At 26.1% G+C, this 13,290-nt stretch carries 11 protein-coding genes; 8 read left to right on the top strand and 3 right to left on the bottom strand.

The annotated features are described in order from the left end of the window. Positions 1–58: 58 nt before the first annotated feature. Together KQY27_RS08125 and KQY27_RS08120 are read right to left on the bottom strand one after the other, a co-directional pair. A complete protein-coding gene (locus tag KQY27_RS08125; RefSeq protein WP_224426079.1) occupies positions 59–685 on the bottom strand; it encodes a cobalt-precorrin-8 methylmutase in 627 nt (208 codons plus the stop codon). Between the two features lie 23 nt (positions 686–708). Beyond that, positions 709–1,104 carry a carboxymuconolactone decarboxylase family protein gene (locus KQY27_RS08120; RefSeq protein ID WP_224426078.1) on the bottom strand — a complete coding sequence of 132 codons (396 nt, stop codon included), beginning with the start codon at positions 1,102–1,104 and terminating at the stop codon, positions 709–711. A 446-nt stretch (positions 1,105–1,550) separates the two neighbouring features. On the opposite strand from KQY27_RS08120, the gene KQY27_RS08115 reads away from it, so the two are divergent. From KQY27_RS08115 to KQY27_RS08105, 3 genes are all read left to right on the top strand, one after another. Next, positions 1,551–2,219 (top strand): 2,5-diamino-6-(ribosylamino)-4(3H)-pyrimidinone 5'-phosphate reductase, encoded by a 669-nt coding sequence (locus tag KQY27_RS08115; protein WP_224426077.1) that lies wholly within the window; start codon positions 1,551–1,553, stop codon positions 2,217–2,219. Between the two features lie 727 nt (positions 2,220–2,946). After that, a complete protein-coding gene (locus KQY27_RS08110; protein WP_224426076.1) occupies positions 2,947–4,656 on the top strand; it encodes a transglutaminase domain-containing protein in 1,710 nt (569 codons plus the stop codon). 578 nt (positions 4,657–5,234) lie between these two features. Then, the gene (locus tag KQY27_RS08105; RefSeq protein ID WP_224426075.1) at positions 5,235–7,298 is read left to right on the top strand and encodes a transglutaminase domain-containing protein; all 2,064 of its coding nucleotides are present in this window, start codon (positions 5,235–5,237) and stop codon (positions 7,296–7,298) included. 408 nt (positions 7,299–7,706) lie between these two features. On the opposite strand, the gene KQY27_RS08100 is transcribed toward KQY27_RS08105, so the two are convergent. Continuing rightward, a complete protein-coding gene (locus KQY27_RS08100; protein WP_224426074.1) occupies positions 7,707–8,372 on the bottom strand; it encodes a histidinol phosphate phosphatase domain-containing protein in 666 nt (221 codons plus the stop codon). Between the two features lie 333 nt (positions 8,373–8,705). Between KQY27_RS08100 and KQY27_RS08095 the strand changes: the two genes are divergently transcribed. The 5 genes from KQY27_RS08095 (at position 8,706) to thpR (ending at position 13,181) form a co-directional block, all read left to right on the top strand. Further along, positions 8,706–9,635, top strand: a complete 930-nt coding sequence (locus tag KQY27_RS08095) for a pantoate kinase (protein WP_224426073.1) — start codon at positions 8,706–8,708, stop codon at positions 9,633–9,635. Positions 9,636–9,710: 75 nt separating this feature from the next. Then, positions 9,711–10,250, top strand: coding sequence for a class I SAM-dependent methyltransferase (locus KQY27_RS08090; protein ID WP_224426072.1), 540 nt, complete (start codon positions 9,711–9,713; stop codon positions 10,248–10,250). A gap of 290 nt (positions 10,251–10,540) precedes the next feature. Then, positions 10,541–11,332, top strand: coding sequence for a 2-amino-3,7-dideoxy-D-threo-hept-6-ulosonate synthase (locus tag KQY27_RS08085; RefSeq protein ID WP_224426071.1), 792 nt, complete (start codon positions 10,541–10,543; stop codon positions 11,330–11,332). Positions 11,333–11,409: 77 nt separating this feature from the next. Continuing rightward, complete coding sequence (locus KQY27_RS08080; RefSeq protein WP_224426070.1) at positions 11,410–12,546, top strand: 3-dehydroquinate synthase II; 1,137 nt, start codon at positions 11,410–11,412, stop codon at positions 12,544–12,546. Between the two features lie 44 nt (positions 12,547–12,590). Continuing rightward, positions 12,591–13,181 (top strand): RNA 2',3'-cyclic phosphodiesterase, encoded by a 591-nt coding sequence (gene thpR / locus KQY27_RS08075; protein WP_224426069.1) that lies wholly within the window; start codon positions 12,591–12,593, stop codon positions 13,179–13,181. Positions 13,182–13,290: the final 109 nt, after the last annotated feature.

The following is a 13,290-nucleotide window of genomic DNA, read 5'->3' as shown; positions in this document are numbered from 1 at the left end:
AATCATTACTAATCTTATAAAAATCTTATAAAATTTTATAAGATAAATGTTTATAAGACTAATCTTTTTTCATAGTTTGAATAAGAGAATTTACACAAGCTACAGCTACAGGAGTTCCTCCTTTAGGCCCTTCTGTAATAATATTTGGAATTGATGTGCTTTTTAAAGCTTGTTTTGAATCTGCAGCTCCAACAAATCCAACTGGAACACCAACAATAGAAGCAATGTCAAGTTCGCCTAATTCATATAATTCAATAGCTTTGTAAAGTGCAGTAGGTGCATTACCAACAGCTATAATTCCTTTAAAATCATTATCAGCTGCAAATTGGATAGCTGCTGCGGCTCTTGTAATTTTTTGATTTTTAGCTAAATCAATTACTTCCTGATTTTTAATGTAACAATCTACATTACCTTCATATTGAGTAATTCCTGATTTAACCATATTAATATCAGTTAATATATTTTCATTATTCTTCAATGCCTTTAAGCTATTTTCAACAAAATCAGAACTTATTGATACTAGTTTAGCATATTCGGGATCAGCTGTAGAATGAACAATTCTTTCTACAATATCTTGTTCTGCTGGAGAAAGTCCACCAATATCATTTTTTATTAAAGATCTGACAATTTCTCGGCTTTTATTAGCTATATCATATCCTTGCTTAGTAGATGCGCCCATAAACATATTATCACATGTTAAAACAAAAATCATTCTTTTGATTTAAGTGGAAGTAAATTTTTCTTTTTAAAAACTTTCTTAGCTGACATAACCCCATTAATAGCTGCTGGAAATCCTGCATAAGCAGACATTTGCATTATTATTTCAACTATCTCTTCAGGACTATTATCAACATTTAAAGCAGCATTAATATGATCTTCTAATTGAGCCTCAGCTGTTCCCATAGCAGTAAGAGCAGCTACTGTTGCCAATTCCCTAGTTTTTAAATCAACAGTTTCTCTTGTATAAATTTCAGAGTAAGGGAATTCGACTACAAACCTTCCAAGGTCAGGAGCAATGTCCTCTAAACCTTCAAAAAGGTCTTCAATAGCACCTTTATTAGTTATTTTTAGTATTTCCATTCCTTTTTTATAACGATTATCCATAAAAAATCACGATCAATTGATTTAAAAAATTTTCATTTCATTATTTTCATTTTATTAATATTATTTATGAATTATAATATTATTTATGAATTAAATATAATGTATAAATTAATTATATTATGTAAATTTTACATATAATTATTAAATATATTATAAAAATTATTAAATATATTTTATATATTATATTATATGAATTTCTTTTTTAAAAAACATTATTGAAATATAGATCAAAATTAAAGAAATAAATTCTAAAATAAAATATAAAATAAATTATAAATAAATTATAAAATAATTATTTATATTTAAAAAATCAATAATTGTTAAATATATAATATATCCAATCAATTGAAATAATTAAAAATCACAATATTTTAATGATTTAATAGCTTGAGATATGTGAAAAGGATTAAAAATAATTTTATAAATTTGTAAGATTAGGTCATCATATGAAACCTCATGTAATATTAAATGCAGCTATGACACTTGATGGAAAAATAGCTACAAAGACTGGAAGTTCGGAAATATCTGGGAAAAAAGATTTAGAACGTGTTCATAAACTTCGAAAAGAGGTTGATGGAATAATGGTAGGTATAAATACTGTGTTAGCTGATGACCCTAGATTAACAGTTCATAAAATAAATTCAAAAAAATCAGACAACCCTATTAGAGTAGTAGTTGATAATCAATGTCGGACTCCACTATCCTCCAGAATATTAAATGATGATGCTGAAACGATCATAGCAACTTCAGATTATGTAAAAAAAGACGATTTAGCTTTTGAACGTTGCCAAAAGCTTACTAAAGTGGCTGATATATTTTATTCAAATGAAAGTCCTGTGAACTTAAAAGAATTGATGAAATATCTCTACTCAAAAAACATTAAAACTCTTATGTTGGAAGGAGGATCAACTTTAAACTTTTCAATGCTAAAAGAAAACTTAATTGATGAAATAAGAGTATGTGTAGCTCCAATGGTTGTTGGAGGGAAAAATGCTAAAACATTGATTGATGGTGAAGGTTTTGATTTTATGAAAGATGCCATTAATCTTGAATTAAAAAATAGGTACCAATTAGGGAAAGATTTAATACTTGAATATACTGTTTTGCGATTTTAAAAGAAAACAAAGAACATACAACCCTATTTCTATATATAAAACTTTATAAACTATTAAATTTAATAATAGATATGAAGTTAATATTATGCTAGATAATTAAATTCAGAGTAAAAAAATTTATTAAATGAATTTACTTATTCGAAAACATTGATTTTCAATATAAATGAATCAATGCAATGTATATACATAAATGGAATTTTATAAAGTAAAAAATATTTAATGTTCTGATTACAAGCATATTCTTTACATATATAATTTAAGCTATACATTGAATTACATTGAACAAAGTATTCATAAAAAGTTTTCAAATATAAATAGTAATTATAAATTAAGATATAATATAATGAATAAATTCAGATATCAATAATGAATATAAATATTATAAATATAAATAATAATTAAATAATGATTTATTTTAATAAATAACTAATGATTTTTATTATATAGCTAATTTTAATAAATTTATTAATGAATTATTAATGAATATAAGTTATTAATGAATATAAATATTTAATATAATTATACAATTAATATAAGTATAAAAAATATAATTATATTGGATAATTAATAAAATAAACTAATTTAAAAAGATCTAAACCTTAGAATAAGAATAAAAATTTAGGGTTTAAATTAATGAGGTGGAAAAATTAGATTAAGCAAAAAAGCACTTATACTTATTGTATTTAGTATATTTTTCATTGGAATAAGTGCAAGTTATGCTAGTGACGTGAATGATACAATCACTAGTACTACCAATGAAAATGTCGGAGCAACTAACCTGATAAAAACTTCGGATAGTTCTTCAAATACTGATACAAACCAAAATATTACTAAAAATAACAGTTCTGATTCAAATACAAATAAAAATGTTTCTAGTAATAAAAAAGATAATCAAATCAAAGCAGCTGCCGGTGAGCCAAAAACTTTAACTCAAAACCAAATATTAGCTGCTTCTAAAACTGTAAATAGCTATTTAAAAAAATATGGTAAATTACCAAACTATGTAACTATTGGAGGATATAAATTCTCCATGAATGAATATGCTTACATGTTAAGTAAAACTATATACTATAAATACAACAAAAAAACAACAAAAATAACCATAAAGTATGATATAAATAATCCATCAAAACCTGCTGGAGTCAATATATACGGAAAACTTACAAAAGCACAATATTATACTTATAGTAAAAACTTATTCGCTTATATGGATAAATATAAAAAAGCACCAAACTATTCAACAACTAAACTTGGAAAGATACAATACCAAACAGCAGTTTATGCTCTTAATAAAGTTGTATACTATGCAGCAACACACAAAGGAACTTTACCATCAACTTTATCACTCAATGTCAAAAAAACAAATAAAATAAATAAAAATTTACCAAAATATACAAGACCTGATTATACACCTGTAACTCCTCCAGCTAGTGGAGGAAACAGTGATAGCTCATCTAATACAGTGAGTTTATCTGATATAAAAGATGCAGCATCAAGAGTAAATGCCTATGTTAATCAAAATGATGTATTACCTAAGTATGTAGAAATTGGTGGAAAACAATATACTATGCCTAAATTCTTATATTTATTAACAGCAGCTCTTGCAAATATAAATAGTGGATCTTCAAAAGGAATAACCCCAATTTCAGTTAACAATCCAGTTAAACCAACTGGAAAATCAATCAATGGTAAAATGAGCAAAGCAATTTATTTATCTCTTGCAAAAAATATTACAAATTATATTAAGAAAAATAAAAAAGCCCCTAATTATGCAAACTCTCCTCTTGGAACCATACAATATCAAACACTTATATCAGAATTTTCAAAAATTATTGAGTATGTAGCTAATAATAATAAATTACCAAGTTCTGTAACTATAAATGTAAAATCAAGTGATCCTATTAATGGAGGAAGTAGTAACAATGGCGGAGGTGATTCACCTCAAACTACTGTTTTAAATGATAAGTATAATGGAGAATCATTAGCTCAATATTTAGCATCTACAAAAAACTGTCAAGTGACTAACTCTGCTATAAAATCATTAGTAGCTAGTATTACAAAAAATTGTAATACTAATAAAGAAAAGGCAACAGCAATATACAATTGGATGTCAAAAAACATCGATTATAGTTTCTATTATAATAGTAAAAAAGGAGCTACAGGAACATTATCTTCCAAATCTGGTAACTGTGTTGATCAAGCTCACTTATCAGTAGCTCTATACAGAGCAGCAGGTTTAGCTGCAAGATATGTTCATGGCGAATGTACCTTTTCTAGTGGAAGTGTATATGGGCATGTATGGGTTCAAGTACTCATTGATGATACTTGGACAGTTTCAGATACAACAAGTTCAAGAAATAGTTTAGGTGTTGTAAATAACTGGAATCCTTATACTTATAAACTTAAAACTGGAAAAGTTGCTGAAATTACTTTCTAAGTAATTTCTAATTTTTTATTTTATTATTTTATTTTATTTTTTTGTTCTATTCTTTGTTCTATTTTATTTTATAATACTATTTTTATTAACTCATTTTTTATTCTATTCTATTCTATTTTATAATACCATTTTTATTAACTCATTTTTTATTTTATTCTATTTTTTATTTTATTTTATAATACTATTTTATAATACCATTTTTATATCTTGATTTTTTACTTTGACACAAAAATACCATTTTCATGGATATTTCTACAAATAATTATATTTTTAAGACCTAATCCATTAATATGTAATTATTATAAATTATATAATTTATATAAGCAATATTAGTAATATTATTAACAATTCCCATTATATGAAATTTTTTGTAAAGTTATTAAATAAAGTAAAAAATGCCTAAATGGATAAAAAAGGATATATTTATATTGTTTGAAAGACAAAAAAGATAAATACTCACTTTAAGAGTTAGATTATAACGAATTTTAAAAGAAATAAATAAATTTAAAATGAAGTTATAATATTGAGAAATTCTTTAGTGAGAAATTGGAGGTAAAAAAATTTCGAATAGATTAAAAATGTTGCTAGCATTTATTATTCTACTTGTTGTTGCAAACAGTGGATTGATATATGCAGACAGCAACCAAAGTTCTACTGAAAATCTTTTTACTCAAAGTGCGGATGATTTGCCTGGAGATTCAGTAAATACTAGTGAAAATTCTAGCGATAATATTATTAATACAAATGATGCTGATAGCAATAGTGGAAATATTAATAATATTAATCAAACTGAAAATCAAAATAATGTCGATTCTTCATCAAATGATTCAATTGATTCAAATTCAGGAATAAATACAACAGATGATAATTCTGACTATAATAGTCAAACTAACAATTCAAATAATAACATTTCTGAAGAAGCAAATGATGAAAATAACAATACTTTGCCTGTAAGCTTAGCTACAGAGTCAAATACTGTTAATACCCAAGCTGACTCTAACAAAATTACTGTTAAAAGCCTTTCAGCTAGTGTAAATTCAATAAATAAACTCAGCAAAGAGGATATTATTATTGCAGCTATGGCATTAACAGATTACATAGAAAAATTTGGTAAACTTCCAGATTATTTAACTCTATTTGGTGAAAAGTTATCTATGAGTGACCTTTTATATTTACTCTCAAAATCAGTAGTAAATACAAATAGTGGCAGTAGTGCTGATATAACCATAAAAGATGTTAAAGATCCAAGTGGTCCAAGTGGAACTGTAACCAATGGTAAACTTTCTAAATCAGGATATGTTGATTTGGCAAAAAGAGTTGTATCATACATAGAATCAAACAACCGAGCACCAAATTACGGAAGTTCTTCTCTTGGAAATATTAAATTCCAAAGTATGATATATGGATTTGCTAAAATAATAAATTTCGTTGGTACAGAAAATAGATTACCTAACTATGTAACATTTGAAAAAGGAATTTCAACTAGTTTAAACAAAGTAATGCCAAAATATAGTGGTGTTAATGGTTTAATAATTGATGAAGATTCCTCTTCTGATAACAATACTACAAACAATACTGGAAACAACAGTGAAAATAATAACAGTAGCGATGTAAATAATGGATCCAGCAATTCTTCAAATTCTGGAACTATAAGTTTAGCTAATATTAAAGATGCAGGAGCTAGGATAGAAGCATATGTAAATGCAAATGGTGTTCTACCTAACTATGTTGAAATTGGTGGAAAACAATATTCAATGACTGATTTCTTATATTTAGCAGTAAATGCCATTTTAAACATCAATAAAGGTTCTAATAGTGGTATTACAGCTAAAACCTTTAAAAACGCTACAAGTCCAACTGGAAGTTCAATCAATGGAAATATCTATAAAAAAGATTTCGTTGATTTAGCTTCAAGAGTTTCTGCTTATATGCTTAAAAACGGTCAAGCTCCTAATTATGGAAGTTCAAGTCTTGGAAAAATGCAATTCCAAACAATGGTTTTAGCATTTTCTAAAGTTCTTGAATTTGCTAAATCAGAAGGAAGATTACCTAATTACTTGACTTTAAATGTAAAAAGCACATCCTCACTGAATGGTGGAAACCAAAATAGTGGTGGAGATAGTGGAAGCGGATCTATACCAACTGGTCCTTTAAACGAGAAAAATACTTTAAGTGCAAGTGAATTAGTAAAATATTTACAGGCAACTACAAATTGTCAAGTAAATAATGCAGCAATACAATCTTTAGCAGCGAGTTTAACTAAAAACTCTAAAACAGAATTAGAAAAAGCAACAGCAATATTCAATTATGTAAGAGACAATATAGACTATGTTTATTACACTAACACCAAAAAAGGTGCAGTAGGGACACTTAATGCAAAAAGTGGAAATTGTGTAGATCAAGCACATTTACTAATTGCATTATTTCGAGCATCTGGTCTTGAAGCTAGATATGTTCATGCTGACTGTACATTTACAGTAAGTGGAAGAATTGGTCATGTATTTGCACAAGTATTGGTAGGAGATACTTGGGTAGTAGCTGACCCAACTCATTCAGCTAATAGCTTAGGAAAGATTACAAACTGGAATGTTAATACATACACCCTTAAAGGTCAAGGAAAATCAGTTTCTATTAATTTCTAAAAAAAATTTGCAAGAATCAAATAAAAGATTTTCAAAAAATCAATTTTAGAAAAGAGGATTTAATCCTCTTATTTTTTATTTTTAATAATTTTTACTAATTTTTACTAATTTTAATAGTATTTTATTAATTTTTATCAATTTATCATTAAATCATTAATTTATCATTAATTTTTTATTTTATTTATATTATTTTTATTTAACAATATAAAAATGAATAAGCAATAAAATGAACAATAGCTAATTGAATAATATTTAAATAGATAATAACTAACTAAATAATAGTTAACTAAATAAAATAGTTAGAATAAGAATATAATGTAAAATAAGAATAAAATAATAAAATAAAAAATAAAAATAAGCTATAGTTTAAGTGAGTAAAAAATGAGAATCTAGTAAAAAAATATAATATTAAATTAAATATCTTTTTTTAAGAATCTTTATAGGATTTTCAACTAAAGCTTTTTCAAGCTGTTTTTCAGTTAAACCAGCACCTAAACCTATTTTTTTTGCTTCATCAAATGTAATCAAGTTATCTGGAGAATGAGTATCTGTATTAATAACTAAGTCTGCTCCGACTTCATTAGCTACTTTAGCTACATGACCATTAGCTAAAGAATGTCCTGCTCTTGCACTGATTTCAAGGAATATATTATTTTCTTTAGCGATTTCTGCTTCTTCAATAGTTATAAGTCCAGGATGTGCTAAAATATCAACATTTTCAGATTTAACAGCAGTTAGATTTGTTCCTTCTATGACAGGTTCAGCTAAAGTCTCTCCATGAACAACAACAATTTTTGCTCCAAAGTCTCTTGCTTTTTTAGCTACTTTATCAATGACCTCAATAGGAACATGAGTCACTTCAGCTCCAGGAACAACATTAATATCCCAATTATCATTAACATCATCAATAGCATCGATAAGTTTAGCTATAGAACTTACATTAGAAGAGTCAACATGATCAGTTATAGCTATTGTTTCATTATCCAAGACTGATGCTCTTCTAGCTAATTCAGAAGGAAGTAATTCCCCATCACTAAATAAGCTATGCATGTGTAAATCTATTCTTTTGTTCAATATTATTTCTCCTTAAAATTTATAGAAAACATAAATATATAACATAATATATATTTTTATTATAATATAGTTTATTATAATATTTTTTATTATAATATAGTCTATTTCATATTGTTTATAATACAAGATTAATTTTACATTATTGAGTTTAAACATAGATTTTATTATAAAATTTTTATTATAAAATTTTTATAAATTAATTATAAATTTATAATAATTATAACATAATAATAGTTATAATATTTACAATACTTATAATAGCTATTATACTGATAATATAGATTAATTATTTACTAACAACTCATATAGAATTAAGTTCATAAAGTGAATATAATGGAAGTTTCAGTTTTTGTACCAGCACATATTACGGGATTTTTTAGTATATATAATGATGAAAATCCTTTAAAAAAGGGATCCTGTGGAGCAGGAGTTTTAATTAATAAAGGAGTAATTACAACAATTAAAACTAATGAAAAAAAAGAAAAATATGGGAAAAAGGAAAAATCTTCCATAAATATCACCATTAATGGGAAAAAAGATCCTAAAAATGAAATTATAAGTAAAGAAACAATATCACTAATTCAAAGAGAATTTAAATTTGAATTAAACTCCGATATAAATATTAATCATGAAATTCAGATTCCTATTGGATCAGGATTTGGAACTTCAGCTTCTTGTGCATTGGGAGTTTCAATTGGACTTTCAAAATTGTTAAAACTTCCTTTAACAGACATTGAAGCATCACAATTTGCTCATATTGCAGAAGTCAATTTAGGAAGTGGTTTAGGAGATGTTTTATCCCAAACATCAAAAGGAATTGTTTTTAGAAAATTTCCAGGAGCCCCTGGAGTCGGAAAAACTGAAGAGGGAATAAAACCACAAAATAACGGCCTTAATGATATTTACGTACTAACAAAAACTTTTGGAGAAATAGATACATCTTCTATAATCCAAAATCCTCTATATTCAAAAAAAATAAACAATATAGGCCTAGCTATGCAGGAAAAAATGATAGTTGAACCAACTCTAGAAAATTTTATCAAATTATCTTATGAATTCTCAAAAAAAACAGGACTTATGAACAAAGAAATACAAGATATTGTTGAAGAGTTGAATAAAAAAACTATAGGTTCATCAATGGCAATGCTTGGAAATACTGTTTTTGCATTTGTAAAAAAAGAAGATATTGATAATATTAAAAATTTAAATGATTTTACAATATCAAAAATATATAATGATGGAATAAAAATTGAGGAATATTAGATATTAGATTAATATTAGATAATATTAAAGAATAATAGATAAAAATTAGATAAATATTAGAGAATATTAGATAAAATGATAAAAATTAGCTATGATATTAATATATATCGAAAACAACTAGAGAGCATTTTAAAAGAAGAAGATGTTGTTGTTGAATTAGGATGTCATGTGGGGAATACTAGTGAATTGATAGCTAAAAAAATCGTTAATGGAAAATTAATTGCTTTGGACAACAGTCCTGAAGCAATCCCAAAAATGAATAACTTAGTTAATAAATATAAAAATATAGAGTTTATTAGTGGAGATGTACGACTCCATGATGTTTTAGAAGAAGTTGTGAAAAAAATAAAAAAATGTGATGTTTTATCAGTAGATCTTGGAGGAGGATATCATCCAGATACCACTTTTAAAGTTTATTTCATTTGGGCTTCTGCATTGAAACCAGAAATAACATTAATTCGTAATAGAGGCCTTATTGACTTTGTTAGGAGTTCTCAAACTGAAGAAAAAATTGAATCAGAAAAAGGTTGGTTAGAATCTTGTGGAGATGAAGGAATACCTCCTCAAATAAAAGAATTTAAACTTTGGAGCTCTAAATTAAATAAAAAAGAATAAAAGTGACATTAAATCTATTTCTCATTTTATAGTAAGATTGAATTTAGATATTTTCTGAATTCACATAATAATGAAGTTAGTAAAGTATTTATTCTAAAATTTAGTAATTTATAAGAAAATTCATTTATTAAAAAATATTTTATAGTTAAAGAAATAGAAATATATTTATCATAAAAAATTTATGAAAAAATTTTTAAAAAATATTAAAATTTAATTAATAATATTAAATATAAAATTATACTATAAAAAAATTATATTATAAAAAATAAAAGCTAATGGAGATAACTAATATGATAGGAAAAAGGATTCGAATGGAAAGAATCATCGATAGAAAGACAAATAGAACTGTTATAGCTCCTATGGATCATGGAGTGTCTATTGGTCCTATTAGAGGTATTGTAAAAATGAGTGAAACCATAGAAGGTATATCTAATGGTGGAGCTAATGCAGTATTAATGCACAAAGGAATTATTGAACAAGGTCATAGAGGATATGGTAAAGATATTGGCCTTATTATACATCTTTCAGCTAGTACTTCTCTTAGTCCAGATCCTAATAATAAAGTTTTAGTCACATCAGTTGAAAAAGCTATCCAATTAGGAGCAGATGCTGTTTCAGTCCATGTGAATATTGGATCAGAAACTGAAGCAGAAATGTTAAGAGAATTAGGTGAAATAGCTGAAACTTGTAGCCAATGGGGTATTCCACTACTTGCTATGATGTACCCAAGAGGACAAAAAATCAAAAATGAACATGATGTAGATCTTGTTAAACATGCAGCAAGAGTTGGATCTGAATTAGGTGTAGATATAGTTAAAACAAATTACACTGGAGATCCGGATAGTTTCAGAGAAGTTGTTGAAGGTGCTTTAGTTCCTGTTGTCATAGCTGGAGGTCCAAAAGTAGAAACCGATAAAGAACTTCTAGAAATGGTAAAAGATTCTCTTGAAGTTGGTGGAGCTGGTGTGGCATTTGGAAGAAATCTTTTCCAAGCAAAATCTCCTGCTAAAATCACAAAAGCTATTTCTGAAGTAGTTCATAATGATATGGAAGTTGATGAAGCTTTAAAAATCTTAAAATAGTGAACTATACAAAAAAATATAAAATAGAATAATATTAAAATAATAAATTATATTATAATATTGAAGGAGATCTGCCATTGACAGAAAAATTCGCTTGGATAATGTCACCTGATGTTAAATGGGAAGAAAAAAAAGATTTAATAACAACTGCTCTTGAATCTGGAATAGATTATGTTTTAGATTTAAATGACATAGAGAATATAAAGAAACTCGGAAATATAAAAGTTATTAATGAAGAAGAAAATGCAGACATTTTTTTAGTAGGTATTAAAGGAGAAGGTGATGGAACCCTTCGTTTAGACAAAGATACTGATTTAAATAACTCTAAAGATTTAGAAGTAGCTAAAAACTTCAAAAATAAAGGTAAAAAAATAGTAGCTTATGTTGAAATCAACAGTAAGAAACATGAAGAGTTAGCTAGAGTTCTTGGAAAAATTGTTGATTATTTAATCTTAGTTGGTAAAGAATGGACAGTGATTCCACTTGAAAATATCATTGCAGACCTTCAAAAAGAAGATGTTAAAATCATAGCCGCTATAGACAGTATAAATGATGCTAAATTAGCTTTAGAAACACTAGAAACTGGAACAGATGGAGTTATTTTCCAACCTAAAAATTTCGAACAAATTAAAGAAATATCTAAAATCATCGAAGAAGCAAGTCAAGATGAATATGAATTAAAAGAAGCTACTGTAACAAATATTAAACCAGTCGGTAGTGGAGATAGAGTTTGTATCGATACAACTTCTATGTTATCACCTGGAGAAGGGATGTTAATTGGTTCTTATTCAAAAGCTATGTTTTTAGTTCATAGCGAATCTCTTGAAAGTGAATATGTTGCTTCAAGACCATTTAGAGTAAATGCAGGCCCAGTTCAAGCATATGTTATGGTTCCTGGAAATAAAACTAAATATCTTTCTGAGCTTGAAACTGGAGATGAAGTTTTAGCTGTAGACAGTAATGGAGAAAGCAGAACCGTTATTGTAGGCAGAGTAAAAATTGAAAAACGTCCACTTATACTTGTAGAAGCTGAATCTGATGGAGTTAAAATAAAATCTCTCTTACAAAATGCTGAAACAATAAGACTTGTAAATGACAAAGATGAAGCAGTATCTGTATCAGATCTTCAAATTGGAGATAAACTTAAAGTATTTATTGACAAAGGAGCAAGACACTTTGGAATGTCAATAGAAGAAACAATTATTGAGAAATAGCATTATTTCATATCTAATATCTAATATCTAAATGTTGTGAAAATATGGTCAATGAACACCGATGTTTTTTAGCTATTGATATAGAACCAAATCTAGTTCAAAAAATTGAAGAAGTTCAAAAAGAGTTTAAAAAAACCAATAATAATGTAAAATATGTAAAAACAGAAAATTTACATTTTACTCTCAAATTTTTTGGAAACGTGAGCGATACAAAGATTAATGAAATAAAAAAGGCTATTGATAAAGTTTTATCTAATGTTTCCAATAATGATGATAAAGATGAAAATAATTCCAAAACTGAATTAATTATTAAAGGTATTGGTACTTTTCCTAATAAAAATTATATGAAAGTTTTATGGATTGGTACTCAAAACAATAGCTTTTTACTTAATTTACAAAAAGAATTAGATTCAGAATTTACAAAATTAGGATTTAAAAAAGAAAAAAACTTTAAAACTCATCTTACTATTGGAAGAATAAGAAATTTAAAGGATAAAAATGAATTTAAGGAAAAAATCGATGAATTGAAAAATATCTCTATTGGAACAATGAATATTTCTAAAATTTCTCTAAAGAAAAGTGAATTAACTCCAAAAGGACCCATTTATTCTGACATTGAAATTTTTGAGATTTGAGTTTAAAAATTTTAAATAAAATATCGAATTAGACTTTAAATTAAATATTAAATTAAATTCTAATTAAATATCTAAATTAAAATTAAATTATATTAAAATAATTTTAAAT

The organism is Methanobrevibacter sp. TMH8, from assembly GCF_020148105.1.
Taxonomy (GTDB): domain Archaea; phylum Methanobacteriota; class Methanobacteria; order Methanobacteriales; family Methanobacteriaceae; genus Methanobinarius.
This window is presented reverse-complemented; position numbering and strand designations above follow the sequence as displayed.